Raw genomic sequence first — 26065 nt, forward strand, 5'->3', positions numbered from 1 at the left:
AGATGAGCATTTTTTTTAGTAAAATTTTGCCCGTTGGTTGTGGTAATGAGAATTATTTATATATAAATTAAACTTTGCACCAAATTGTTAACTTTATAAATGTAAACTTTGTAAAATTCCCAAAAACGATATTAATTATCATTTACATGATTGGTCTTACACAATGGACAGTTCAATTTTATTTAAACGCTCAGCTGTTTCAATTGCATTACTTGGTTTTTATCTGGCGCTGCAGTGGCAGATGAAGTGGTAAGCGAAGACTTAGAAACCGTCACGTCATTGTGCCGTCGCTTAACTGGCAAGTGTCTGATCGCACTTTGGTTAACTTTAGCCTTTATTACCAAAATGCCCTAGTCATGGGGTTCAACGCCTTAATGCCGAACCTAGATGATCCTTGGGCTGCTGCGCTACAAGCTGGTGAACTTACCTCGCAAGGCTTGGAGTTAGAAGGTCGCTAGTATGTTAATGAATCCTATGTGTGTATCGACAAAACATACTGCGCATATGGCGCAGAACGTTCATTCGAATTTAATGTAGATTTTAAATTCTAACCTGACCGTTAAACCATTGTTATGATGCTCAAAAACAGTTGCGAAGCTGTTTTTGAGCGTTTTTAGTTAAAAGAGAAGTAGTTATGTTTCAGCTTGAAGGTGTCAGTGTTGTAAAAGGCGAAAAAACGATACTCGATATTGCTGCCTTGGAAATACCCACGGATAAGTTTACGGTGATTCTTGGCCACAATGGCTCAGGGAAATCGACACTTGTTGATTTACTCGCGGGGCAATTACAACCCGATCGCGGGATGGTCAAGCTTGAAAGCACCTGTATCACCTCACTTGGGGCGAAACATCTCGCTCAAAAGATTGCGTACTTACCTCAATATTTACCCCAAGCGTCAGGGTTAACTGTTCGGGAGTTAGTCAAACTTGGGCGTTATCCTTGGCGGGGTGTGTTTGGACGGTTTAACCAAGAAGACGACAATATCGTAGATGAAGCAATGCGTAGCACAGGTGTGAGTCAATATGAGCAGGACTCTGCTGAAAATCTATCCGGGGGAGAGCGTCAGCGTGCGTGGATAGCGATGCTGATCGCTCAACATTCTCCCATTTTAATCCTCGATGAACCGACTTCGGCATTAGATATCCAACACCAGTATCAGATTTTGGATCTACTGACTCAATTAAACCAAGAGCAAAACCGAGGAGTCATTGTGATATTGCACGACCTTAATTTGATTTTGCGTTACGCCGAACATGTCATTGCTCTAAAAAGTGGTCAGGTCAGTATAGAAGGTTGTACTGAAGAGGTGCTGACTGAAGATACGTTGTCAGATTTATATCAAAAACCAATCAAGTTGGTCGATCATCCAATCCATAAACATAAGGTCGCCGTCGTATGTTAATTTCATTTAATTGTTGGAGAAGTGCTTTTCAGATTGTGCTTCTCGTTGTTTCCATAAATAGTGCCGCATTTGCGCAGCATCTTGTCGTCGACAGCTTGGGAGAACAAACCTTGCCAGACGTGCCGATTCGCGTTGCTGCGTTAAATTGGGATATTGCAGAGCAGGTAATTGAACTTGGCGTAGCTCCTGTTGCAATGCCGGATATTAAAGGGTACACCGAATGGGTTGTAAACCCAGCAGTTCCACCGGAAACGCAGGATATCGGCTCTCGAGGCGAACCCAACTATTCTGTGTTACGAGAATTAAAGCCTGATGTGATTTTGGTCGCTTCTCCACAGAAAGATTTAGCGCCTAAACTCTCCGAAATTGCACCAGTTTTGTATTACGAAACGTACAGTGAACTTCACGACAACGCCGCGACCGCTATTACCAATTTTAAACGTATAGCCCATGTGTTGGGGAAATCCGATCTAGCAGAAACAAAATTAGCCAATATGGAAGCGGAGTTGGCGCAGTTGAATCAGCAATTGTCCGTCGCATTTCCCCAAGGTAAGCCAAAGGTGTCCTTATTTCGATTTGCTAGCACAACGTCGGTTTACTTGTATGCGGATAACTCAATGCCACAATACGCGTTAATTAAGTTGGGGTTTGAAAGTGCTTTACCTCGCCCGAGTTCTCAATGGGGTGTTACTCAAATGCGCATTACGCAGCTAAATAAGATCGGAGAGAATATTGCCCTTTATTTTGAACCTTTCGATCAGCAAGATTTTCTCGCTCAATCTGCGATCTGGCAAAGTATGCCGTTTGTAAAATCTGATTTGGTAAACTCGGTGCCTGCGGTGTGGAGCTATGGTGGCGCGATGTCCATTTTGTACAATGCCAGAGCGATAGCGAATACGTTAAATGAGGTAGCTGAAACTCAATGAAGTTAGGTTTTATCATTGGTGTATTTTGCAGCGCGGTAATATTGCACCTGACAACGATTCAAAATCAGTTTGGCCCCAGCCTCGCGTTTTTTAACACGGTATTATTTGCCCATCAAACCCTTAATGAGTCATTTGAATGGACTACATTTGTGGATGCCAGCCTTCCACGATTGGTGATGGCGATAGCGGTTGGCGGGATGTTTGGTTTGGTTGGAAGTCTATTCCAACAGCTTACCCAAAACCGCTTAATGTCGCCGCTTACGTTAGGTACTTCAGCGGGCGCTTGGCTAGGGTTAGTGGTTTTATCTGTTATGTTTCCAACGTTATCGTCGTCGTGGCAACCGTCCTTTGCCTTATTTGGAGCACTGCTTTCGATGGCATTGGTTGTGTCTATTGTCGGTGTTCGCAACTTAACCGGGTTACCAGTCATTCTTGCGGGTATGGCGGTTAATCTATTATTGGGCGCGTTCGCCACTGCGATCATTTTGCTCAACCAGCAATACGCCGATAACCTTTTTATCTGGGGGGCAGGAGACCTCGCGCAAAATGGATGGTTATCCGTTAAATGGCTATTGCCTAAATTGACGTTAAGTCTTGGTATTCTTGTCTTTGCACCAAGAATATTAACCATATTAAGCTTAGGATCGAAAGGAGCGGAAGGTCGTGGTCTTAACACCAGTATGGCCTTTTTTATTTTGTCGCTTATTGGCGTTTGGCTTGTCGCGGTTTCGGTGACAAGCGTTGGTTTGATCAGTTTTGTGGGTCTTATTGCTCCAAACCTAGCAAGATCATTTGGTTTTACGCGCTCGCGGCACGAATTGATTGCATCGATGGTTTGTGGAGCTTCGGTCTTGCTGATCACTGACAGCTTGGCTGTATATATTAGCCAGTGGTCGTTGGATCTGATCCCAACGGGAACCGCGACCGCAATTATTGGGGCACCACTGCTTATCGTGATCGCAAGAAGTAAATTCGTAGCTCAAGATGTATTGTCTCTTACGTTGCCAAAAGGCCGGCTTTATTTATCGACTGGCGTTTATGCCGCGGTCTGCGCAATTGCGTTCATTATTGTTGTGGTGATGCTGTTTGTACCGGTGGGAGATGTGTCTTCATTTCGCATTCCAGACAGTTTTGAATGGAGTATTTTGTGGCCACGATTGGTTGCAGGAATGGCTTCTGGCGCAGGGCTATCAGTGGCAGGTGTTATTTTGCAGCGTTTGGTTTATAACCCATTAGCTAGCCCAGATATTCTTGGGGTGTCATCGGGAGCCGTATTTGCGTTGGTATCAGTGAGCTTGGTGACGGGTGTTTCGATTCATGAAACCAGCTATGGTGTTGCCATTGCCGGTAGTGTTATCACGTTGGTTGGGTTGTTGCTCTTAGGACGTAAACATCAATTTTCACCGTCGATGCTTGTACTCACCGGTGTTGCATTAACCGCGACATTAGAGGCATTAGTCCAATTTTCATTAACTCGAGTAGGGTCGGATAAATACGTCATACTCGGTTGGCTCTCGGGCTCAACCTATCGAGTTGGTGCGAGTGAAGCGCTGATCGCATTTGTTGTTGTACTGGCTGGCATTGGACTCAGCTTGCAATTCAGCCGATGGTTAACATTGTTATCGACAGGGCATCGATTCGCGCGGGCACGAGGCTTACCTGTATCGATGAGCTATGTTAGCTTGCTGGCGTTAGTTGCAGTGTTCTGCGCGACGGTAACTACAACCATGGGGCCGGTTGCTTTTGTCGGATTACTCGCACCACATATTGCGACCTTGTTGGGAGCGAGGCATGTGAAAACGCAATTAGTTTTAGCCCCAATGATTGGTGCGGTTTTACTGTGTTCGTCAGATTTAATCGGGCAGTGGATCGTATTTCCTGCTCAAATCGCAGCGGGAACGGTGGTATCGGTTATTGGGGGAACGTACTTTATTTTCTTATTAACTCGAAGCCGGAATTTGTAAACTTGCGAGCACTTATTACTGTATCTCGTTCGGATTATAGCCAAACTGATGAAAAGATGGCCATTCAAACACAGTAACGCAAAATTCTTCTTTTCTTTTCATCCAGTTGTGGCATATTAACACCCGTTCCACGATGTAGCGTGCATCGTATAATGGCTATTACCTCAGCCTTCCAAGCTGATGATCCGGGTTCGATTCCCGGTGCACGCTCCAAGTTTTCCTTTCTACTTTTAACTTCCCAAGTTTTTGAAAATTAAACGCTTTGTTGCGTTATTTTGTGTTTCTGCCGTTTGTGGTCTAGTCAAATAGAACAACTAGATATTTAGCGGTGGCCATTTGGTGGCCAAATCGGTGGCCACATTTAATTTTAGTTCGCTGAAAGTTTAAATGGGGTTAACTGAGACTAGTAAGTTGATTATCGTGTTCAAATCTTATCATCAGTGCTTTTATCTATGTGCTCATAGAGTTCACCGACCTGAATATCCAAATACTTACATAAAGCATCTATCACGTCGATTTCCACTCGAGTTGCCGTTTCGTTATACATGCGAGTAACAGTTCCTCTGTTGATCCCAGTTTCTCTAGCAACATCTGCAATTTTTAACCTTTTTTCGCCCATTATCTTCGATAGGTGACACTTCAGCATGCTCTTCCTCTAATTAAAATGTTCTTCTACAGGTTAAAAATGGTTGCAAAAGGTAATTCCTGTGATACATTTTGTTCTGTAGAAGGTTATTAAGTTCAATTGTAGATAAATAATATCAATAGGAGATTGTACGATGGATAACACTTACCTTACAACTGCCGAATTGGCAGTACGAATTAAATATGACGCTCGAGTAATTAGAGAACAGTTGAAGGACTCTGTTTTATTCGAAGGAGTTCATTATATTCGCCCATTTGGCGGACGTAAGATCTTATTTATTTGGGAACGAGTAGAAGAAGAAATGATGTCAGGTATTTCGACTCATTCTCTATTCACGGGATTATAGGGGAGGAGAACTATGGGAGTTATTAATGTGCGCAATGAGAAATTGGTTTTGCAATTTCGCTATAAAGGAAAGAGATGTCGAGAACAAACCCAGTTAGCTGATAATAAAACTAACAGAAATCGCCTAGAACGACTTATGAAGAAAGTTGAAGCTGAGATTGTTCTAGATACGTTTGACTATTCTAAATACTTTCCAAATAGCAGTGCTGCTAAACGTTTTGCAGATGTAAAGCGTCGTGAGGTATCCGCGAGAAGCTACTTTGATTCGCCGGAATCACCGAAGTTCGAAGAGTTTGCTCAGACATGGCTTATGGAAATGAAAATAGAATGGTCAAAGGGGCATATTATTGATGTAGAAGGGATAGTGAATAAATACCTAATTCCAATGTTCGGTAGTAAGAAGACCAGCGCCATCACTAAACAGCAAATCCTACAGTTTCGTACCATCCTCGCCAAAGTACCGGGACGAACTGGAGGCTTTCTTAGCCCATCACGTATCAATCATATTATGACGCCGCTTAGGATGATTCTTAATGAAGCCGCTGATCGTTATAATTTTACGTCACCATGGAAAAATATCAAAGCGCTGAAAGTGGGAAGAACCGATGTCGCTCCATTTTCAGTACTGGAAGTTGAAAAGGTTATTGAAAGTGCTCCTGATGAATTTAAGTGTTACTTAATTACTAGATTCTTTACTGGAATGCGTACCGGAGAGATTGATGGCTTAATGTGGAAAGACGTGGATTTAGCCAACAAGGTGATTACGGTAAGCCAAAGCTTAAATCGTGGCGAAGTCTCTGGACTAAAGACTCAAGGCTCTTATCGAACTATTTCACTTATAGACCGCGTGGTTAACGCACTGCGTGAGCATAAATTGAAATCTGGTAATAATAGCTCGTTTGTGTTCACCAATGAAAAAGGGTTGCCTCTTAATTATCAAGTAGTCTCTCGAACTATGTGGTACCCGACATTAGAGAAAGCAGGCTTAAAAAAGCGTAACCCTTACCAAACGCGTCACACCTTTGCCACATTACTGTTGGCATCGGGAGAATCACCAGAGTGGATTGCCAATCAAATGGGGCATACAACTACGACTATGTTGTTTCGAGTTTACTCCCGATTTGTTCCCAACTTAACCAGAGATGATGGCAGTGCATTTGAAGCCTTTTTACAAAAAGGAGGCCAATGATGAAGTATTCACCCTTAGCAGTGCATTGTACTAGTCTGTGCTTGGACGTAGCTTACAGTTCTTTGTTTTCTAAACTCACTGACAGTGATATCAATGATTTCTACCCTGACGTTTATGATATGGTTTACGAGCGATTACATACAGTGCACGATAAATGTGAGCATATTGAATCTAAGACAGAAAATGTAACGCAAAAAATATTAGGGGTGTTGTGTTTTCTGAATAAGCACCCTGAAAATATCGATTCAGAAAGAATTCTGTGTGCGTTAGAGAACGCGATTTCCAATAGATACAGAAACATCTAGTTTTAATTGTGCGTACATGAATTTGTGCGCACTGTTTTATCTCATATTCGTAACATTGAAATCAATGAGAGACTCATTGTTATTGCTCGTGCCTGCGAATCGTAATTGAAGCAGCAGGATGATTGGAAATGCCATTTATTAGCACACGCTCTCAAAACAAAATTCCCTCTGTTATCGCTCACCCCATACACGTAAAACGCTACACTGGCGCTAAAGAACAACGCGCAAAAACTGATAAACTTGGTGCTTAGTTAATTGCACACAACGCAGAGGCTATACAACCTAAGTTGTCGAGCTTGGAGCCGGATGTCATACAAGCTATGAGCTATTTATTCGAGAGAAAAACCAATTTCTGGTCATGCAAACCATGAAGAAGAATCGACTTCAGGTCTTACAGTTCATTAAAAACTAGATAGATAAAATTGAAAGGAAAATCGTTGCTCTTATTGAGATCGACTCAAATTATATAGCGAAAAACATCAGCCAGTATAGTATGAAAGGCGTGTGGAAAATAGCAGCGGGTTCAATAATTAGTAACCTGCCAGAGCTAGGATTTATCACTAATCAAGTAGCAAGCTCTCTAGTTGGAGTAGTGCCAATGAACAAAGAAAGTGGGTGCATCCAAGGACAATGAAAAGTCTAAGGAGGAAGGCATCAAATTAGAACAGTTTTATACATGGTAATGGTGCTTGCAATACAGTCCCATCCTGTTTTTAAGGCGAAATTTCAGCGACTAGTTGCTACTGGAAAACCCCAAAAAGTAGCTCTCATTGTCTGTATTCGAAAGATGTTCGTGATCTTAAATTCAGGGTTAAGAGATGGTGTGATTTGGGGAGCACCAAAAGCTGAAAATTAGCTATTGATATTTACGTCTCATTTTTGAGAAAATTCAAGGAGTTAGATCAAGGAAAAATGTACCAGATAAACTTCGCAGTTGTGATGCAGCTTGCCGGAACCAATTTTAGATTCAATGCATAATTATAGTAAATAACACAATTAGTTGGTGAGAAAGTTCTCAAAACCAATAATGGCGAATGAGCGGTAAGTGTGTAAATTTAATAGTAAAGCACATGCGAAGTATTTTCTCGTCACTAAATAACACTTTTAATTAACAAAGATACTGGTGTAGCGGTGAATTTTACTAAAATCGAAGATCGGATGCCTTTCTTAGATGGTCTGGCGTCAACGCGAGTGAATGAGTCTTTAACTGAGAAACAACGGCATCATTTAAGTGTGTCATGCTTGTTAGTTTTCCATATTGGCATTGTAATGTTGTATATTGACACAAAATGCTTACTCCGGTAATGTAGTTTTACCTTTGATAAGGAGTGTTAAAGTGAATTCAAAACAAACTAACCTCAATAATGAACTGGTTCATCTTGGGCGTGATAACCACTCGGTAGGGCGAGCTGTTAATCTACCACTACATCAATCTTCAACCATGCTTTTCAATACATTGGAAGAGTTTGAAGAAGCAAAAAGTGCCCGATATGAAAAAGGCACACTCTATTACGGTCGTTATGGCAATCCGGCGATTTTTGAACTTGAGAGCATGATGGCGCAACTCGAGCAGGGAACTGGCTGCATTGCTTTATCATCTGGTCTGACGGCTTGCGTAACATCACTGATGACATTTTGTTCTGCCGGATCACATGTATTAGTGGCCGACACGGTCTATGGGCCGACGCGAATGTTTTGTGATAATGTTTTAAAAGAATACGGTGTAGATGTCACCTATTTTGACCCGATGATTGGCAATAAAATATCAGAGCTTATTCAACCTGACACTGCGGTAATATTTCTTGAAGCGCCAGGTTCTGGTACGTTTGAAATCCCCGATATTCCAGCTATTGCTAGTGCGGCCAAGGTTGCTGGCGTCGTTTCTATTATTGATGGTACTTGGGCTACACCACTTTGTTGCCAGCCATTAACTTTAGGGATTGATGTCGTAGTTCATTCTGGGTCCAAGTATATCAGTGGGCATTCTGATGCAATGATAGGATTTATTGTTACGGCTTCAGATGAACACTATGACAAAGTTCGTAAAATGAGTTTAGCCTTTGGTGACCGAGCGGGGTCGCAAGATGTTTTTCTCGCACTTCGAGGGTTACGTACTTTGGCGGTTCGATTGCGCGAACATCAAGCAAGCACTTATAAAGTGATCGAATGGCTACAAGCTCAACCTCAAGTATCACGAATTCTCCATCCCGCTTTTTCAGATTGCCCCGGTCATGAATTTTGGCAACGCGACTTTAATGGTTCAACTGGATTATTTAGTGTCGAGTTCGTATCTCTTTCTGAAGATCGGCTGCGAAAAATGATCAATAGTCTTGAACTCTTTTCGATTGGATTAAGTTGGGGTGGGTTTGAAAGTCTTGTTATCCCTGTCGAACCAGCCCCATTTCGCGTTGCAACCCAGTGGGAAAATAGAGGTCCATTAATTCGCTTAAGCATTGGACTGGAAGACCCAGAAACATTGATTAGTGATCTACAGACTGGATTTCGTTATTTAACATAATGTGCCTAAGTACAACAAAACATGGAGGTAATTGATGAGTGTAGCAAACAAAATTGATCATATTGTGGTTGGAGCAGAAAGTCTGGAACAAGGTATTGATTTTCTTAGGAAGAATTTAGGTGTTACCTTACCGAAAGCGAGTAAGCATGAAGCGATGAGTACGCATAATTGTGTTGCACCTACCGGAAATGATTCGTTTCTCGAAATATTGTCAATTGATCCTGATGCACCAAATCCTGGTCGGGCTCGTTGGTTTGCGATGGATGAAGAGGACGTTAAGACAAAGCTACAACAGTCGGCCTACGCGCATCACTGGGTAGTAGGCACTGACGATTTAGATGCATTGATAGAAAGTAGTCCAGTTCCATTAGGAGAAATTGTCACGTTTACTCGTGGGGAACGCAGTTGGCGATTAAATATTCCAAGTGATGGATCAATGTTGGAAGAGGGCGTTATTCCAACATTTATTGAATGGTCGCCCGGCGCACATCCATCCTCGGCTATGACTGATCTAGGTTTAACGCTTAAATCTATTGAAATTACTCATCCAGAACCTGAATGGTTGACTGGTATTCTAACTAAGCTTGGTGTTGGCGATTTGGCGTCTGTGAGTGCAGGAATTGATAAAGCCATATCCTTCAAAATAGTTCGCTCAGATGGTGAAATTGTCACTGTATCTTAATCTAGTGCTATTTTACTCGATGACTCTGGCCCCCTTACTTAGATGAAGTTAGGGGGCTTTTTGATATAAATGCATTTGGTTTCTTGGTTCGACAGAGCATTTGATAGTCCAATTTACACATCAATAATTTCACCAACAGTTGTATCAAAATTACACACCATTTCTTAGTGATAGTGGTCACTTTTTCCAATTATCAATTTGATCGACCTAAGTCTAAATAAGTTGCTGGATCTTTATATGATTTTATTATAGTGTTTTGTTATGTGGCATTAATGTTCCGCATATTAATACCAAATGGATTTTAGAATTAACACTCTTGGAAGGAATCAAAATGGCTAATAATAGTGCAGCAGCTTTATCAGAAGACTTAGGTTTATGGAACATGTCCGCTCCTAGTATTCCTGATTACTTACCGCTTACTGATGATATTGAGACCGAGGTTGCAATCATTGGTGGTGGGTATACTGGTCTTTCGACAGCAATAAACCTCGCAGCAAAAGGCGTTAATTGTCGAGTACTAGAAGCACAGCAAATAGGGTTTGGTGGTGCAGGCCGCAACTGCGGTATGGTCAATCCTGGAATTTGGATTCCACCACAAGACGTCAGCAAGCATCTAGGTGAAGAAAGCGCGAATGTGTTTCTAGAAGAAATGGCTGGCGGTCCAGATTACGTCTTTTCATTGATAGAAAAATACAATATTGATTGTGAAGCGACTCGCGTTGGAACCATTCATGCGGCACACGCGCCATCAGGGTATCGTGAATTGGCCGCTCGTGCTGAAGAGTGGCAACGTCGTGGCCGTGAAGTCGAATTATTGGATGCACGCGCTGCGGAAGAAAAAATTGGTACGTCTCGATACTTTGGCGGGTTATTGGACCGCAATGCTGGGACGGTTAATCCAATGGGTTACGCGCGAGGTTTAGCACTCGCTGCAGCGAGCGAAGGAGCGCAAATTCATGAAAAGTCTCGCGTAACAAAACTAACCCCTAAAGGCGAAAAATGGGTATTAAACACAGAAAGTGGTTCGGTCACCGCAGACCGCGTGTTGATTGCCACCAATGGATATAGCGATGACCTATGGCCAAACTTAAATAAATCGTGGTCAGATATCTATTTCCATCAAATTGCGACTGAACCACTAGGCAGCCTTGCGGATAACATTCTCCCTGAAGGACAAGGTGTATGGGATACAGGGCTAGTGATGTGCTCGGTACGTAAGGATAAATTTGGTCGTTTGATTTTAGGTAGCATGGGTAAACTTGCCGATAAAGCTTTTATTAGTACTGAATTTTGGGCGCAACGACAAATCAGTAAAATGTTCCCACACTTAGGGAAAGTACGTTTTGAAAAATCATGGCATGGGATCATTGCACTTACACCTGAACATATTCCACGTATTCATAATTTGTCACCTGGCTTGTATAGCGCGCTTGGCTTCAATGGACGCGGAATTACTACAGGCTCGATATTTGGTCGAGCAATGGCGAATCTTCTTACTGGGATGCCGGAAAAAGAGTTGTTATTGCCAATCACAAATATGAAAGCAGATATTATTGCACCTGTCCGCGAGCCCGTTTATGAAACGTGCTTCAAGGTATGGCGTCACTACAAAAGCGTATAACGGATTTAAACTATTGGAGAAGGATATGACGTCTAAAGTAGCACGAATTGGAGTTGATATCGGTGGTACGTTTACCGATGTCGCATTAGATCTTAATGGTGAGTTGTTTACAGGCAAAGTGTTAACCAATTATTCACAGCCTGAACAAGCCATTCTCGATGGGATTCAACTAGTGTGTGAGCGAGGTGGTATTGAAGTAGGTCAAGTGTCGACGGTGATCCACGGAACAACTTTGGTTACGAATTCACTTATTGAACGCAGAGGAGCAAAGACAGCTTTTATCACCACGCAGGGTTTTCGCGATGTTGTAGAAATGCGCACTGAAAACCGTTTTGAGCAGTATGACTTAAACTTGACCTTGCCCACACCTTTAGTGAGTCGAGCATCTCGTTATACGATCAACGAACGCATCGATGCATCGGGTAACGTCCTTACACCGATGGATGCAGATGAATTAAACCACTTAGTAAAACATGTGGTTTCATCGGGCTACGAAGCTGTGGCTGTCGGATTTATGCATTCATATGTCAATGACGCACATGAAATGCAGGTTGCAAAAGCCTTTGCAGAAATAGCGCCGGAGTTGTCGGTATCAATCTCGAGTCACGTCTCTCCACAGATGCGAGAATTTCAACGTTTCAATACCGTGATTGCTAACGCCTATGTGCGCCCGCAAGTGTCGACTTATTTAGATCGATTGGTTCATCGGCTTAACGAAATGGGTATCAAGTGTCCAATATTCATGATGCATTCTGCAGGTGGCTTGGTTAGCGTTGCAACAGCATCAGAATTCCCGGTACGCCTGTTAGAGTCTGGCCCCGCTGGTGGAGCGATTTTTGCGGCTAAGTTTGCCAACAGTTATGGTAATAACCAAGTCATGTCTTTTGATATGGGAGGTACCACCGCAAAAATTTGTTTGATTGAAAATGGTAAACCTAAAACGGCAAATACATTTGAAGTGGCGAGGACCTACCGTTTTGCAAAAGGGTCAGGAATGCCACTGTCGACACCTGTTGTTGAGATGGTTGAGATCGGAGCTGGTGGTGGCTCAATTGCCCATGTTGATGATATGAAACAAATACGTGTAGGGCCAAAATCCGCTGCTTCTGAGCCCGGACCTGCCTGTTATCAGCGTGGGGGAGAGAATCCAACAGTAACAGATGCTAACTTACTACTCGGCCGCTTAGACCCTGATTTATTTGCCGGCGGTGCGATTCCACTCTCGGTCGAGAGTGCAGAGCAAGTTATGGTAGATAAAGTCGCCTCTGCGATTGACCTTGATGCGCAACAGTCGGCATTTGGTGTGACAGAAGTTGTCGACGAAAATATGGCAAATGCTGCACGGGTTCATACTGTTGAAAATGGTCGTGAAGTTGCTAAGTTCACTATGATTGCATTTGGTGGTGGTGCTCCACTGCATGCTTGTCGTCTCTGTGAAAAATTGAGTATTGACTCACTCATCATTCCTCCTGGTGCGGGTGTTGGTTCAGCGATTGGTTTCCTAAATGCGCCATTCTCTTATGAAGCGACTTTAGGAATGTATCAACGCCTGAGTGACTTTAACGCAGAGCACGTAAATGAAGTGTTGGCAGAACTGCGTTCAGAAGCACTAGAGTTCGTTAAACAAGGCGCTGGAGATATAGACACTGTGACTCATGTTCAAGCCTTTATGCGATATACCGGTCAGGGTGGAGAAATCTCGATAGATATTCCTTATCAAGAGTACTGTGATGCTGATGTCTCCATGTTCAGGGATAAATTTGAACAAGGCTACCATACTTTATTTGGTCGTGTGATAGAGGGGCTATCGATAGAGATTACGAACTGGTCGATTACGGTTGCTTCTAAACTTAGTCCAGTTGAGACAATTACGTTACGTCGTTCAGGTAAACAAGTTGACGTAACGAAGACGCGCGTATTTTTCGATGCGGCTCTTAGACAAACGGTTACAGCTAGCGAAGTAGAAAGGGATTCTCTTACTCCCGGTGATGCGGTTTGTGGGCCTGCGGTTATTGTGGAAGATGAAACATCAACCATTGTCACGTCTAGTTATACGGCAATCGCGCAAGATGATAGGTCGATCTTATTAGTGAGTAAAGCAAAAATGGAGGCGCAAGCATGAGTTTAAGTAATGTTGACTATCAAATAATGTGGTCGCGTCTGGTAGCAGTAGTGGAAGAGCAAGCAACCACGTTAATTCGTACTGCATTTTCGACATCAGTAAGGGAAGCTGGAGACCTTTCGGCTGGGGTATTCGATCAACGTGGTCGAATGATGGCTCAAGCCGTTACAGGTACACCAGGTCATGTGAATGCAATGGCCGAATCCGTACCACATTTTATTCGTGAAATTGGCATAGATAATATCAAAGAAGGGGATGTATATCTCACCAACGACCCATGGAAAGGAACGGGTCATTTACATGACTTTACAATGGTTTCTCCCTCCTTTTATAACGGAAAACATATTGGCTTCTTCGCGGCAACAGCGCATGTGGTTGATATTGGCGGCCGAGGTTATGGCCCTGATGCGAACGAAGTCTATGAAGAAGGTTTGCTTGTTCCCATAATGAAGTTTGTGATTGAAGGTGAAATGAATCATGATCTGGTCAAAATCATCCGTCATAATGTACGCGAACAAGATCAAGTGATCGGCGATTTGTATTCCTTAGTCGCGTGTAATGCTTCGGGCGATAATCGTTTAATGGATATGATGGATGAATTCCAGTTGACCGAACTTGAAGGACTATCGGACTTTATTATCGATAACAGCCGTGAAGCGACATTGGCACGTATCGCTGATTTACCAGACGGAGTTTATCTAAATGAAATGATGGTAGACGGCTACGAAGCGCCAGTTGATATGAAAGTGAGTTTAACGATCACTGGAAACACACTTCTAGCCGATTTTGATGGTACATCAGGTCTTAGCAAGTTTGGTGTCAACGTTCCAATAGTTTATACCCGAGCGTATGCGTGTTATGGATTGAAATGTGCGATTGCAGCGGATATTCCGAATAATACCGGTTCTCTTACTCCATTTTCGGTCATTGCACCAGAAGGGTGTATTTTGAATGCGCCGCACCCGGCTCCGGTCTCTGTTCGTCACGTATTGGGACATTTAGTTCCAGATGTCGTATTAGGGGCGTTACATCATTGCATTCCAGGTGTTTCTCCCGCTGAAGGGGCAAGTGCGTTATGGAATATTCTAGTTAGTGCTCGGCCTATTGATCCCTCATCTGGGCTACCTCCGGTTGAAATATCGATGTTTAACTCCGGAGGCATGGGAGCTCGCTCAAGTCTTGATGGGTTAAGTGCTACCGCCTTTCCTTCTGGGGTGAGCACAATGTCCACTGAAGCAACGGAGCAAGTAGGACCATTAACAATATGGCGTAAAGAGTTATTGGTAGGCTCGGGAGGCAGTGGTGAATATCGAGGAGGTTTAGGGCAAATAATCGAATTGAGTGCAAGCGAAGGTTATGAGTTGTACTTCAATGCCATGTTTGACCGTATTCACTATCCCGCTCGTGGGCGTAACAATGGTAAAAATGGATCAGCGGGTAAGGTTATGCTCGATGACGGCACCATTTTGAAAGGGAAGGGCCGACAAAAAATTCCAGCTGGCTCTCGACTTATTCTCGAGTTACCCGGTGGAGGAGGATATGGCGACCCTAAAGATCGAAGCGCAGCATTAGTTCGTGCGGATTTAGAGTCGGGTTATATTACATCTGTCCAAGCGAGAGATGAATATAATTTAGCCTTATAGTGATACGAGTTTAAGAGACAACTAAAAAAGAGTATGAAGAGTAACGTTAGTTAAACTCCATACTCTTTTTTTTGTACTCTAAGTTGTATTTCGGAAATGCGAATATCAAACCGATTGATTTATCATACGTTAATTCTGAGCAACCGCATCGGAAACAATAATTCCAGCGTCACGAACCGCAAGACAAATCTTTTCAATATCATCATCTGACAAGTTTATATTTGGCACTGAAACCCCTAATGCGCCTAACACTTCTCCATTTGGTGCTTTAATAACAGAACCAAAACTTAAAATTTGATCTCGGTATTCGCCGGTGTCGATGGAATAACCCCGTTTTTTGGTTTCAGCCATATCCGCATCTAACTGTTGAATAGTCGTAATGGTTTTATCGGTATATCGAGTTAACTCACCTTTCAACTGTTCGCGAAAAAGGTCGTACTGTTCAGCTAAAATCGCTTTACCCGGGCCCACACAGTAGAGTGGAGCAATAGCCCCTTTTGGTGACCATGAGCGTATTGGGTTAGTACTCTCAATTTTATCAATATAAAGCACTGACATTCCTTCAAGAACGGCGAGGTAAATTGTAGCTCCTGTAGCTCTAGACAATCTACGCATTTGAGGAGCAGCAATTGCGGGGAGATCGAGATGATCCATAATTCGTTGACCAAGCTGCCACGCTTTCATTGTGCAGGAATAGTTCTTTCCATCAGGTTGTTTTACATAACCAAGGACGCTGAGTGAACGAAGTAAACGGAATGTATTTGATTTAGTCATACCCAGTTCTAGCGACAGTTCTGTCACACCTTTTTCTGTTTCAGAATTGGCCAGTGCTTCAAGTATTTTTAATCCTTTAGAAAGGGTTGAATCCACTTTTACTTGCGCAGTTTCTCCTGTTTTATCGGTCATTGTACTCAAACTATCGTTCTCTCTTGTTGTGTCAAATATTGATAAACGAAAGTGTACCGATTCTAAGTAATAAACCAAAGAGTTAATTGCATCGAATTTGATCGGACTACCTATATTCTGGTGAGCCCCAACTCAGTCGAATGTAAATATAAAATAGGAATGCTGAATCAATCCAGTAATGGCATGAATTGAGCAAAGGAGTATTGCTTACTCAGCAATAAGAGTATTTTTATGGATACTTCTCTCAATGATAATCAACACTATGATTAGCAGTGAGCCTATTCCAAGAATACCACTGGCGAGGTATAAGCCTAAATCGTAGTTACCGGTCTCTTGCGCAATGGTTCCGGTTAATGCTGGAGCGATAATTTGCGCTGTACCATAAGTTAAGGTGAGTTTGCCCATAAGTTTAGCCGGTTTACTTGGATAAAACTGGCCCGCCATAGTTAATACTAAACTTACGCAACCAATAAATGTCCCTCCATAAAGTAGACAGCCGATTATTACGCTAGAGAGGCTTTGAGAAATGGCAGGTAATATAACGCCAATAATTTGGATGACATAAGCGAGAAATATCGCATGTAAATAGCCAATTTTTCGAGCAATCTTATCCCAAATGACGGCTGCTGGAACAATTGCAATACCGACTACAAAAAATACCAAGGAACCATTACCTTCAAGACCATTCTGGCTTTCGATGATATCGACAATAAAGGTTGCACTTATAACGTACCCGTAACCAGCACAAAAATACGCGACGAGCATAATTGGTAAAAAGTAGCGATGCGGTGGGTTATCGGTAATTAAATGAGCATATTGGTTGGATGGAGCCGATGATGTGTGAGGGATCCACCGCCAAGCCGGAATTGCAAAGACAATAGCTGCGATTGAGCACCAAAACCAATATTGTTCCCATGTAAAGGTAAAGTACGACATAACTTCGACTAATAACGATGTAATGATGATACCTATCCCCATTCCAGCAAAATGGACGCCAAGTTCGCCACGGTAATTATTTTTCATTAGCCAGTTCAAAATAATAGCAGAAGCAATCAACATCCCTCCTGAGCTGCTTAATCCAGATAGGAAACGGAGTACAGCCCAAACCAAGACATTATCCGTTAATGACATGGCATATGTCGTTACGATGGCGATAAGCAAATAGACTTTATACAGTACGTCTTTAATTGATAGCTTATTGATCGACATCGCTAAAGCAGCGCCACTCATGTACCCAGCATAATTGAATGCTGCGAGCCAACCACCTGCTGCGTCGGTTAGGCCCGTTTGACTCTGCATGATCGGAAGTAAAGGGGTATAAGCAAAGCGGGCGACTCCTAATGTTACTACCATGCTTAATACCCCAGCAGCCAGAACCTTATATCGTTGGAGTTGCTTTTCGTATTGTTGTGTCATGAGCTCTACTTATTGATGGTGAGTTTAATGGGATGAGTGCGAATACTTGTGAAATATAGACTGAAAAGCCTTAAATAAAATAGCGGATTCGTGACCAATTAACTCAATGAAGTTATCAATCACGAATGCTATTTATGTGTACGAATGATCAAGAGATTGTTCTAGCAGGTGTAGTTCATTCCTAGTCGGCCACCATCTACGTAGATAGTTTCACCGCTTATATAGCTGGCTTTCTTACTAGCTAAGAATGCAACAACATCGCCGATTTCACGAGGGTTACCGATGCGTTTTAACGGAGTGCGTGACATTACCATTTTCATCGCTTCTGGATTCGCATTGACGCCAGCCATCATTTCAGTGTCGATTGAGCCAGGACCTACTGCATTTACCCGAATACCGTGAGGCGCTAGAGAAAGTGACATTGCCTTGGTTAACTGCATAATCCCGCCTTTCGACGCACAGTAAGCTGAAATAGTTGGAATGGCGACTTTGGCATTGACAGAGCTCATATTCACAATTGAGCCAGCTATTTCATGCTTAATCATGGTTTGTGCAGCTCGCTGAGCCGCAATGAACGAACCGGTTAAGTTGACGTTAATAACCGAAGTAAATTGTTCGATTGTCGTATCTAAGAACTCACCTGGACGTGCAATCCCGGCATTGTTGACGAGAACAGATACAGGACCGACTTCCTCTTCGATAATGTCGAAAGTTTTTAGTATTTCATCACTATTACCCATGTTACAAGGTAAAAATTGTGCTCCATTTCCAAGCGCCTTCGCTGCTGCTTCACCAGCTTGTACATCAATATCTATGATTACGATTTGCATCCCATCTTCGGCAAGTGCTTCTGCGCACGCAAGACCAATACCTTTGGCGCCCCCTGTGACTAATGCGATAGATGTTGATTTCATATTTGCCTCCCTGGCGCTGAGATTATTTAAGTATTTATGGGCTAAAAATAAATCCGGAATAAATGTTAAGAAATTAAAAGTAATTGTTAAAAGAAACGACTATCCATCGTCGCGGTATGCAGTAAAAAGATCAGTGTGAAATACCCAATTCCTACAGTAGTCATGATGCACAACTATTAACTCGGTGTCAATATGTAAAACACTAGTACCGTATTTTGATATTTTAATTTAGTTGGTAACATCTTTTAAAATTACACGAGTAAATCGTATTGAGTTCATCAATACCAACATTGAAATGTCAGTAATTGATGTACTCAACTTAATGATTTGGTTTCGTAGTTAACGTTGGTAGCGAGAAAGCGGTGCTTTAAATGCCGTGACACTTGGCGCGACACCAACGTATTTCTCAATACTCACTAACGTGCTGTGAGCGGCGCAACCTTGTGAAAGTCGTGAAGTTCGACGGTCATGGGTTAACATATTTGGATTCCCGTGTTTATCCATCGAACCAATTGTTCCTGGTTTTTCGGGGTCATACCAAGCACCTGTCCATAAGAAAATCACGTCTTTTAGAATACGGTTGGTCACGACAGCACCAGCCAAGCAGGCTCCGCGATCGTTATGAAGTTTTACGATGTCGCCATGCTCAATTCCCAATTTCTTTGCATTATCGGGGTGAATTAATACAGGTTCTCGATCATGTATTTTTTTACTTTTACTGTATTCCCCTGGATCCAATTGGCTGTGTAAGCGCGTTGCTGGTTGACCTGAAATTAAATGGAATTTATGAGTAGTCGATATATCGCTACCAAGCCACTCAGTCGGAGGAAGCCAAGTAGGGTGACCAGGACAATCGTAATAATTGAAACTGGCAATGATTTCGGAATAGATTTCGATTTTCCCGCTTGGCGTAGGGAGGCGATTATCTAACGGGTCTTCACGAAAATCGGCTAAAAAAACATGCTCTGGTGAAGGATCATCGAATTCTATGACATCTCCCTTTAAAAACTCAGTGAACGTTGGCAATGAATAATTGGACTGTGAAGCGGTTTCTTGCATCTCTAGCCACATTTTCTCTAGCCATTCTCTAGAGCTTCTACCTTGCGTAAAATGTTCTTCAAAGCCGAGTCGTGAAGAAAGTTCTGCATAAATGTCATATTCATCTTTGGCTTCACCAATTGGTTTCAACACTCTGGGCATGGGTACGAGACTAGTATCTTGTGTGCCACCACCAAAGTCTTCTCGCTCTAGAGGGGATGTTGCCGGTAATACTATGTCGGCGTGCTTTGCGGTTGCGGTCCAATAAATTTCATTAACGATTATTGTTTCAGGTCGCTGAAATGCTTTGAGTAATTGGTTAAGATCTTGATGGTGGTGGAATGGGTTACCTCCAGCCCACCAGATTAGCTTAATATCAGGATAAGAGAGCGTTTGGCCATTATACTGATAGCTTTGTTTGGGGTTGAGCAGCATATCGGTAATCATAGCGACAGGGATAAAGGTCTCTATCGGGTTATTGCCTTGAGGAAAGGATGGCCAACGCATAGGGCGATCAGTTGTTCCTATACTGGCGTCACCACCATAACCAATGCCATAACCTCCACCTGGAGTACCAATTTGGCCTAGCATAGAAGAGAGGGTAACGGTCATCCATAGCGGTTGTTCGCCATATTCCGCTCGTTGCAAGCCAACGGCTGCACAAATCAGTGTCTTTGAACCGGCCATACGACGAGCCAGCGACGTAATATCTTCTGAGGAGATCCCACAAAGCTCGGCGGCCCATTCAGCACTTTTTACTATGCTATCACTTTCTCCAATAAGATAGCGTCGAAAGTGGTCGAACCCAGTGGTATAGCGGTCAAGAAAGGCTTGATCATGGAGCTCTTCAATTAGTAATGTGTGCGCAATTCCCATCATTAGAGCCGTGTCAGACCCTGGTTTAATCGGGATCCATTGAGCATCAAGATCTTCAAGTGCATCATTTTTTAAGGGACTAAGGTTGATGAACTCAACACCGGAATCTTTACATGCTAACAGATCATCACGTAATCGGTGCTTTGACATTCCACCTCCACCGACTTGAGCATTTCTCATAGGTATACCGCCAAACATAACGACAAGTTCGCCATGCTTCGCTATTGATTTCCACCTTGTCGCGTGTTTTACATGCTGACGAAAATTCCCCACAATATAAGGCAGGAGAGTTAATGCTGCATTATAGCTATAGTTCCCTTCGCTTCTGATAAACCCGCCGGCACAATTTAAAAAGCGTTTTAATTGACTTTGAGCGTGATGAAAACGGCCAGCGCTACTCCAACCATACGAGCCGCCAAATATCGCTTCGTTACTGTATTCTGAGCGGACTCTACTTATCTCTTTGGCGATCAAATCAAACGCGACTTCCCATGATACTTCTATAAAAGGGTCTTCTCCGCGCGGAGTAGCTCCGGGCATAGGGCCGTGCTCGAGGTAGCTTTTTCTAACGGCTGGTTTTCTTACTCGTGATTCGCTATCGGCCATGCCAACCAAGTTATCATTTATCTTAGAAGGATCGTTGTCTCCTCGATGTGGATGAATCGCAACGAGTTTGTCGTCCTTAACTTCAGCGATAGCAGCTCCCCAGTGATTGGACGTAACAAATTTGTGAGTCTGTGTACTCTTATCTGAACTCATTGATACCTCTTCCTTAAGTCAATAATGTCATTTATCGCAAGGAATAAATGTTGTTACGAATTTACAACATCGTTGTTTCCTTACTCCTACATTTTGACCGATTTTTACTCTGTGTGATAGTGATTTTTGTGCCATATAGTGAAATATTAATTTCAAATAATGACACTTTGCATCAAATTGGTTTGTTTCTATTTATTTTTGCACCAATAAGGAACGCCATATTGATGAATAAAAGAGGAGCGATGATCAAAATAGTAACATTTGGAGCGAGTGATGAAACGATTAGACGTAGGTGTGACGGAAAATATTGAGAATATTCTAAATAGTCCGATGAGTTGAATGGCTATCATGGCATATACATTGCAATGTGTGATGTTGAGCGTTGTGCTGAAATAGAAAATATTTGTGCCGACATTTGGATTATATGCAACGGAGAATTGCGATGAAAAAATCAATGATGAAATCCTTATTAACCATAGCTGCTACGACATCTTTGCTTTCTATGTCTCAAGGAGCTTCCGCGAAAAGCCCAACAGTAGAAGCAATACAAGCTAAAGGTGTGTTGTCTTGTAGTGGTCACAATGGCAGTTATTTTGGCTTCGTAGAAGTAAACGAAAAAAATGAATGGAAAGGGTTGGATATCGACTTATGTAAAGCATTAACGACGGCCATTCTAGGTGACCCGTCCAAAGCTAAGATTGTTCCGTTAAGCTGGGCGCAACGTTTTCCATCTTTACAGTCTGGTGATGTCGATATCGTAATTAAAGCGACGGGTTGGACAATGGGCCGAGATACCGAACTAGGTTTGCAATTTAGCTTGCCGTATTTCTTTGGTGGAACGAAGTTGATGGCACATGGTGCACTGGGTATTGACTCAGCGAAAGATCTCGAAGGTGGAACAGTATGTGTTGAAGCTGGCACTACCAACGAACGGATAGTCGCAGATTACCTAAAAACCATAAAGGTAGAACATAGTATTGTCTCGTATGAAAAAGCTTCAGAGCTACGGGCTGCTTATCTTGCAGAACGGTGTGATGCTTTTGCAGGCTGGGGACCAAATCTAGCCGTACTTCGTGCAACTGAAATTGATAACCCTGATCAACACATTATCTTAAACGATCAGCTTTCAAGTGAACCAATTGCTGCTGCCATGCGACAAGGTGATGAAGAGTTTGTTGACACCATGAACTGGGTAATCGCTAGTTTGTTATTGGCTGAAGAGCACGGTGTAACCAAAGCGAACGTAGAAGAGATGTATAAGAAACCATCGAACCCAACCGTTGCTCGCCTACTAGGCAAAAGCCCTGGTATTGGTGAACGACTTGGGTTGAGAGAAACATGGGCGAAAGACGTTATTTCTGCTGTGGGTAATTTCAGTGAAATTTACGAACGTAATCTTGGAGCTGAATCACCTTATAATCTTGATCGTGGTATGAACAACCTCTGGAGCCATGGTGGGGTTTTATATTCTCCAATCTTAGACTAATCACGTTATTAAATATGGAGGGTTGCTCCCTCCATATTTCAAACACATTTTTTCGTAAGATTATGGAGGTTATGTAATGATTCTTAAGCAAAGTCCTCGCCAGTTAAAATTTAAAGAAGGCCTGCTACAAGCAGTATTTCTAGCATTTTGTTTGTTTGTCATCATTGGTGCCTATTCGAGTGCTCACACCAACTTAAGTGAAATGGGTATCTCAAATGGATTTGATTTTCTAGACCGCTCCACCGGTTGGTCTTATTCGTTTAGTATGATTGACAGTTCGTCCGATGACCCTTATAGCAGAACACTGTTTATCGGGGTATTAAACACGCTGTTTGTTGGGTTTCTTTCAATTATTTTTGCTACGATTTTAGGTTTTATTGTCGGGACAGGTCGAGACTCAAAAAACTTCTCTATCCAGGCAGTTTCTACTATTTTTATTCAAACTTTTAGAAACATACCTTTAATTCTTCAGTTACTTTTTTGGTACGCGATTTTGGTGCATATGCCAAGCGCAAGACAAGCCTTAAACTTTTTTGATGTCATCTTTATATCGAATCGTGGGCTGATTATTCCGACACTAAACTTATCTTTGGTTGGGGTTTTGACTGCTACAGGGTTGATTGTTGTTTCGTGGTTCATATTGTCTCGCATAAGGTTTTTTCAGCCAATGGTTAAATGGTTGCTGTGGCTAATCTCTGCTCCTATCATTATATTTGCCGTGTCAACAACATTCCTACCGCAGACAGAATCTCTTGTTTCAATCCCTCACCTAAAGGGTCTTCGTTTCGTTGGAGGTCTGTCTATTAGTATTGAGCTCGCTGCAATGTTAATTGCTATCATTATGTATGGTGGGGCGTATATTGCGGAAATAGTGAGAGGGGGATTGGAAGAAGTACCAAAAGGCTTGATTGAGGCTGGCAGAGCATTGGGGCTCAGTGAGCGACAAATATGGTTCAAGATTTCGATGCCAATGGCACTACGTACCATTATTCCTCCGCTTGGTAATCAATGGATTTTCCTCATAAAAGCAACAACCGTAGGGGTCGCTATCGGGTTCAGCGACCTGTTTATGATTGTATCTACTTCAATAACGCAATCGGGACAAACCTTAGAGCTAATCGCGATTCTAATGGGTGTGTTTTTAATCATCAACTTTACGCTTGCTCAATTGGTCAACTTACTGAATAACAAGCTCAAACTTAAAGGGCATTAATATGAATGTTATTGTTGAAACACAACGCGCCGATATCCAGGTTAAATTCCCGAAACAGGCGTTGGCTTGGTTAAAACAACGAGCTTTCTCAACTCCATTTGATAGCGCAGTATCGCTTCTATTTTTAAGTGCTTTACTGTATCTCGCCTATTTGGCCATAAATTGGATCTTTATAGGTTCGATATGGAGAGCAGAAGATGTCGAGTTATGCCAACAAGCAAGTGGTGCATGTTGGTCTGTAATTGATGCAAGATCTCGCTTGATATTTTTTGGGCTTTATCCATATGACTTACAATATCGAGCAACATTAGCTTGTGTTGCGATAGTTACTACCATCGTATTGTCATGCATTCCGTTGTTCTGGTCCGCAGTTCGACTTAGCGTTTTGTGGGTAGTGGGTTTCTTTATTTTTTACCTGCTTATGGAAGGCAGTTGGTTGGGAATGCAGCAGGTAACGACAGACGATTGGGGGGGGCTAGCGCTAACACTGTTTTTATTTTCGTCGGTGGTGTTAATTGGATTACCTTTAGGGCTGGCATTAGCAATGATGCGACGTTCAAAAATGCCGGTAATTTCAGTCGGGACGTCAATATTTATTGATGTCATTCGCTCGTTACCTTTATTGACAACACTTTTTACTGCCGCTGTTGTTGTTCCGATCTTACTTCCTGAGTGGCTGGAAGGCGACAAGCTTTGGCGCGTCATTATTGCGTTTGCTTTGTTTTTTGCCGCTTATCAAGCTGAAGTATTTCGCGGTGGTTTTCAAGCTATCGAAAAAGGTCAGTTTGAAGCAGGCGAAGCGCTTGGTTTGTCTTCATGGCATGTTCTAAGTCGAATCATACTCCCACAAGTGTTTCGTCATGCCTTGCCCAGTACCATTAATATGGTTGTGGTGACGTTCAAGGAAACAGCGATCGTTATCATTATTGGCTTTTTTGATGTCCTAGCTTCTGCTAACGCGGCAGTGGGTACTGCTGAATGGGCTCCCTATTATATGGAGGTATACGTGTTTGTTGGGTTTATATATTGGTTTTTCATTTTTTCATTAGGTCAATATGGAGCGTATTTAAAGCGCAGGTTGACGATTACAAATCATTAATGCTGACGAGTAATCAATCATAACAGGGTCTATGAATAATTAGACAATATACACACTCTATTAGATAAAAAGGTAATGTAAATATGGACGCTACCCTAGAAAGAAAGGTTAAACAAAATAAATTGGCCGACGACGTGGCAGTAAAAATCACGGATTTAAATAAATGGTATGGTGATTTTCATGTACTTAAGGGTATTCACCTGACTGTGAAGCGCGGCGAAAAAATCGTTGTGTGTGGTCCTTCTGGTTCAGGAAAGTCTACAATGATCCGCTGTATTAATAATCTTGAACAACATCAAGGTGGAAAAATTAACGTACTCGGTACCTTATTGGATTACGACACTAAAAACATCCAATCGATACGACAAGAAGTTGGGATGTGTTTTCAGCACTTTAATCTATTTCCTCATATGACTGTTTTGGAAAATTGTACGTTAGCTCCAATGCTAGTAAAAGGAATCTCAAAAGAAGACGCTGAAGCTATCGCAATGAAGTTTTTGGAAAAGGTGAGAATTCCAGATAAAGCGGATAAGTACCCTAAGCAACTTTCTGGAGGGCAACAACAAAGGGTTGCTATTGCTCGATCTCTTTGTATGAATCCATCAGTAATGTTGTTCGACGAGCCGACCTCAGCTCTTGATCCTGAAATGATAGCTGAAGTTCTGGATGTTATGGTTAGCCTTGCTGACATGGGAATGACGATGATTTGCGTGACTCATGAAATGGGGTTTGCTCGGAAAGTTGCGGATAGAATTATTTTCATGGATGGAGGAGAGATTGTAGAGCAAGGTGAACCCAACACTTTCTTCGATAATCCCAAATCGGAACGTACAAAATTGTTTTTGAGCCAGGTGCTTAATCATTGATGAGTACCAATATGTTGGCTCGTTGGAGTTGATCGACACGAGCCTAGTACCTAGTATTAATCACGGTACTGTCAAGTTAACCAATGCCATGGCAGGACTTCTAAAGTTTTGTAGAAGACAGCGGAGTAG

21 protein-coding genes, 1 tRNA gene and 1 pseudogene are annotated in these 26065 nt (G+C 42.5%); 18 read left to right on the plus strand and 5 right to left on the minus strand.

The annotated features are described in order from the left end of the window. Positions 1-302: 302 nt before the first annotated feature. The 5 genes from ACWU4D_RS10335 (at position 303) to ACWU4D_RS10355 (ending at position 4505) form a co-directional block, all read left to right on the plus strand. Entirely contained in the window at positions 303-458 is a 156-nt protein-coding gene (locus ACWU4D_RS10335; protein WP_456051344.1) for a hypothetical protein, read from the plus strand. 176 nt (positions 459-634) lie between these two features. Further along, a complete protein-coding gene (locus ACWU4D_RS10340) occupies positions 635-1402 on the plus strand; it encodes an ABC transporter ATP-binding protein (protein ID WP_456051345.1) in 768 nt (255 codons plus the stop codon). Beyond that, complete coding sequence (locus tag ACWU4D_RS10345; protein ID WP_456051346.1) at positions 1396-2328, plus strand: iron-siderophore ABC transporter substrate-binding protein; 933 nt, start codon at positions 1396-1398, stop codon at positions 2326-2328. The genes ACWU4D_RS10340 and ACWU4D_RS10345 overlap by 7 nt, the downstream gene beginning before the upstream one ends. Further along, positions 2325-4292, plus strand: coding sequence for a Fe(3+)-hydroxamate ABC transporter permease FhuB (gene fhuB, locus ACWU4D_RS10350; RefSeq protein ID WP_456051347.1), 1968 nt, complete (start codon positions 2325-2327; stop codon positions 4290-4292). The genes ACWU4D_RS10345 and fhuB overlap by 4 nt, the downstream gene beginning before the upstream one ends. 138 nt (positions 4293-4430) lie before the next feature. After that, positions 4431-4505: transfer RNA gene (locus ACWU4D_RS10355), tRNA-Gly, on the plus strand. A gap of 211 nt (positions 4506-4716) precedes the next feature. Here the strand turns inward: ACWU4D_RS10355 and ACWU4D_RS10360 are convergent. Continuing rightward, positions 4717-4938, minus strand: coding sequence for a helix-turn-helix domain-containing protein (locus ACWU4D_RS10360; protein ID WP_456051348.1), 222 nt, complete (start codon positions 4936-4938; stop codon positions 4717-4719). A gap of 133 nt (positions 4939-5071) precedes the next feature. Here ACWU4D_RS10360 and ACWU4D_RS10365 point away from each other — a divergent pair, with 133 nt between their 5' ends. The 9 genes and pseudogenes from ACWU4D_RS10365 (at position 5072) to ACWU4D_RS10405 (ending at position 15363) form a co-directional block, all read left to right on the plus strand. Beyond that, positions 5072-5284, plus strand: a complete 213-nt coding sequence (locus ACWU4D_RS10365; RefSeq protein ID WP_456051349.1) for a hypothetical protein — start codon at positions 5072-5074, stop codon at positions 5282-5284. Positions 5285-5296: 12 nt separating this feature from the next. Next, on the plus strand, positions 5297-6472 hold the full coding sequence (locus ACWU4D_RS10370; protein WP_456051350.1) for an Arm DNA-binding domain-containing protein: 1176 nt from the start codon (positions 5297-5299) through the stop codon (positions 6470-6472). Continuing rightward, a complete protein-coding gene (locus ACWU4D_RS10375) occupies positions 6469-6777 on the plus strand; it encodes a hypothetical protein (RefSeq protein WP_456051351.1) in 309 nt (102 codons plus the stop codon). The genes ACWU4D_RS10370 and ACWU4D_RS10375 overlap by 4 nt, the downstream gene beginning before the upstream one ends. A gap of 95 nt (positions 6778-6872) precedes the next feature. Further along, a pseudogene (locus ACWU4D_RS10380) lies at positions 6873-7633 on the plus strand (IS110 family transposase); the annotation flags it as partial. Between the two features lie 480 nt (positions 7634-8113). Next, positions 8114-9295, plus strand: a complete 1182-nt coding sequence (metC, locus tag ACWU4D_RS10385) for a cystathionine beta-lyase (RefSeq protein ID WP_456051352.1) — start codon at positions 8114-8116, stop codon at positions 9293-9295. 34 nt (positions 9296-9329) lie between these two features. Next, the gene (locus ACWU4D_RS10390; RefSeq protein ID WP_456051353.1) at positions 9330-9977 is read left to right on the plus strand and encodes a VOC family protein; all 648 of its coding nucleotides are present in this window, start codon (positions 9330-9332) and stop codon (positions 9975-9977) included. A 331-nt stretch (positions 9978-10308) separates the two neighbouring features. After that, positions 10309-11598: an NAD(P)/FAD-dependent oxidoreductase gene (locus ACWU4D_RS10395; protein WP_456051354.1), complete on the plus strand. Its 1290-nt coding sequence runs from the start codon at positions 10309-10311 to the stop codon at positions 11596-11598. Positions 11599-11623: 25 nt separating this feature from the next. Further along, entirely contained in the window at positions 11624-13720 is a 2097-nt protein-coding gene (locus ACWU4D_RS10400; protein ID WP_456051355.1) for a hydantoinase/oxoprolinase family protein, read from the plus strand. Further along, positions 13717-15363, plus strand: coding sequence for a hydantoinase B/oxoprolinase family protein (locus tag ACWU4D_RS10405; protein WP_456051356.1), 1647 nt, complete (start codon positions 13717-13719; stop codon positions 15361-15363). Before ACWU4D_RS10400 ends, ACWU4D_RS10405 begins: the two co-directional genes overlap by 4 nt. Before the next feature lie 129 nt (positions 15364-15492). Here the strand turns inward: ACWU4D_RS10405 and ACWU4D_RS10410 are convergent, their stop codons facing one another. The 4 genes from ACWU4D_RS10410 to ACWU4D_RS10425 all read right to left on the minus strand — a co-directional run bounded on the left by ACWU4D_RS10410 (position 15493) and on the right by ACWU4D_RS10425 (position 21272). Beyond that, complete coding sequence (locus tag ACWU4D_RS10410; protein ID WP_456051357.1) at positions 15493-16269, minus strand: IclR family transcriptional regulator; 777 nt, start codon at positions 16267-16269, stop codon at positions 15493-15495. Between the two features lie 207 nt (positions 16270-16476). Then, positions 16477-17685, minus strand: coding sequence for a YbfB/YjiJ family MFS transporter (locus ACWU4D_RS10415; RefSeq protein ID WP_456051358.1), 1209 nt, complete (start codon positions 17683-17685; stop codon positions 16477-16479). Positions 17686-17846: 161 nt separating this feature from the next. Next, positions 17847-18599 (minus strand): SDR family NAD(P)-dependent oxidoreductase, encoded by a 753-nt coding sequence (locus ACWU4D_RS10420; protein WP_456051359.1) that lies wholly within the window; start codon positions 18597-18599, stop codon positions 17847-17849. A gap of 339 nt (positions 18600-18938) precedes the next feature. Beyond that, positions 18939-21272 carry a molybdopterin-dependent oxidoreductase gene (locus tag ACWU4D_RS10425; protein WP_456051360.1) on the minus strand — a complete coding sequence of 778 codons (2334 nt, stop codon included), beginning with the start codon at positions 21270-21272 and terminating at the stop codon, positions 18939-18941. A 442-nt stretch (positions 21273-21714) separates the two neighbouring features. Between ACWU4D_RS10425 and ACWU4D_RS10430 the strand changes: the two genes are divergently transcribed. From ACWU4D_RS10430 to ACWU4D_RS10445, 4 genes are all read left to right on the plus strand, one after another. Continuing rightward, positions 21715-22758: an amino acid ABC transporter substrate-binding protein gene (locus ACWU4D_RS10430; protein WP_456051361.1), complete on the plus strand. Its 1044-nt coding sequence runs from the start codon at positions 21715-21717 to the stop codon at positions 22756-22758. A gap of 76 nt (positions 22759-22834) precedes the next feature. Then, positions 22835-23971 carry an ABC transporter permease subunit gene (locus tag ACWU4D_RS10435; RefSeq protein WP_456051362.1) on the plus strand — a complete coding sequence of 379 codons (1137 nt, stop codon included), beginning with the start codon at positions 22835-22837 and terminating at the stop codon, positions 23969-23971. A gap of 1 nt (position 23972) precedes the next feature. Continuing rightward, a complete protein-coding gene (locus ACWU4D_RS10440) occupies positions 23973-25070 on the plus strand; it encodes an amino acid ABC transporter permease (RefSeq protein ID WP_456051363.1) in 1098 nt (365 codons plus the stop codon). Between the two features lie 83 nt (positions 25071-25153). Next, positions 25154-25936 carry an amino acid ABC transporter ATP-binding protein gene (locus ACWU4D_RS10445; RefSeq protein ID WP_456051364.1) on the plus strand — a complete coding sequence of 261 codons (783 nt, stop codon included), beginning with the start codon at positions 25154-25156 and terminating at the stop codon, positions 25934-25936. The last annotated feature ends 129 nt before the right edge of the window (positions 25937-26065 follow it).

It is taken from the genome of Vibrio phycocola (assembly GCF_053850235.1).

Excerpts from the sequence above, each read along its gene's own strand:
- ACWU4D_RS10420 (WP_456051359.1), bottom strand. The coding sequence starts at position 18,599 with ATGAAATCAACATCTATCGCATTAGTCACAGGGGGCGCCAAAGGTATT.
- ACWU4D_RS10400 (WP_456051355.1), top strand. The coding sequence starts at position 11,624 with ATGACGTCTAAAGTAGCACGAATTGGAGTTGATATCGGTGGTACGTTT.
- ACWU4D_RS10340 (WP_456051345.1), top strand. The coding sequence starts at position 635 with ATGTTTCAGCTTGAAGGTGTCAGTGTTGTAAAAGGCGAAAAAACGATA.
- ACWU4D_RS10370 (WP_456051350.1), top strand. The coding sequence starts at position 5,297 with ATGGGAGTTATTAATGTGCGCAATGAGAAATTGGTTTTGCAATTTCGC.
- ACWU4D_RS10435 (WP_456051362.1), top strand. The coding sequence starts at position 22,835 with ATGATTCTTAAGCAAAGTCCTCGCCAGTTAAAATTTAAAGAAGGCCTG.
- ACWU4D_RS10375 (WP_456051351.1), top strand. The coding sequence starts at position 6,469 with ATGATGAAGTATTCACCCTTAGCAGTGCATTGTACTAGTCTGTGCTTG.
- ACWU4D_RS10410 (WP_456051357.1), bottom strand. The coding sequence starts at position 16,269 with ATGACCGATAAAACAGGAGAAACTGCGCAAGTAAAAGTGGATTCAACC.
- fhuB (WP_456051347.1), top strand. The coding sequence starts at position 2,325 with ATGAAGTTAGGTTTTATCATTGGTGTATTTTGCAGCGCGGTAATATTG.
- ACWU4D_RS10440 (WP_456051363.1), top strand. The coding sequence starts at position 23,973 with ATGAATGTTATTGTTGAAACACAACGCGCCGATATCCAGGTTAAATTC.
- ACWU4D_RS10430 (WP_456051361.1), top strand. The coding sequence starts at position 21,715 with ATGAAAAAATCAATGATGAAATCCTTATTAACCATAGCTGCTACGACA.
- ACWU4D_RS10445 (WP_456051364.1), top strand. The coding sequence starts at position 25,154 with ATGGACGCTACCCTAGAAAGAAAGGTTAAACAAAATAAATTGGCCGAC.
- ACWU4D_RS10360 (WP_456051348.1), bottom strand. The coding sequence starts at position 4,938 with ATGCTGAAGTGTCACCTATCGAAGATAATGGGCGAAAAAAGGTTAAAA.
- ACWU4D_RS10395 (WP_456051354.1), top strand. The coding sequence starts at position 10,309 with ATGGCTAATAATAGTGCAGCAGCTTTATCAGAAGACTTAGGTTTATGG.
- ACWU4D_RS10345 (WP_456051346.1), top strand. The coding sequence starts at position 1,396 with ATGTTAATTTCATTTAATTGTTGGAGAAGTGCTTTTCAGATTGTGCTT.
- ACWU4D_RS10405 (WP_456051356.1), top strand. The coding sequence starts at position 13,717 with ATGAGTTTAAGTAATGTTGACTATCAAATAATGTGGTCGCGTCTGGTA.
- ACWU4D_RS10425 (WP_456051360.1), bottom strand. The coding sequence starts at position 21,272 with ATGAGTTCAGATAAGAGTACACAGACTCACAAATTTGTTACGTCCAAT.
- ACWU4D_RS10390 (WP_456051353.1), top strand. The coding sequence starts at position 9,330 with ATGAGTGTAGCAAACAAAATTGATCATATTGTGGTTGGAGCAGAAAGT.
- ACWU4D_RS10365 (WP_456051349.1), top strand. The coding sequence starts at position 5,072 with ATGGATAACACTTACCTTACAACTGCCGAATTGGCAGTACGAATTAAA.
- ACWU4D_RS10415 (WP_456051358.1), bottom strand. The coding sequence starts at position 17,685 with ATGACACAACAATACGAAAAGCAACTCCAACGATATAAGGTTCTGGCT.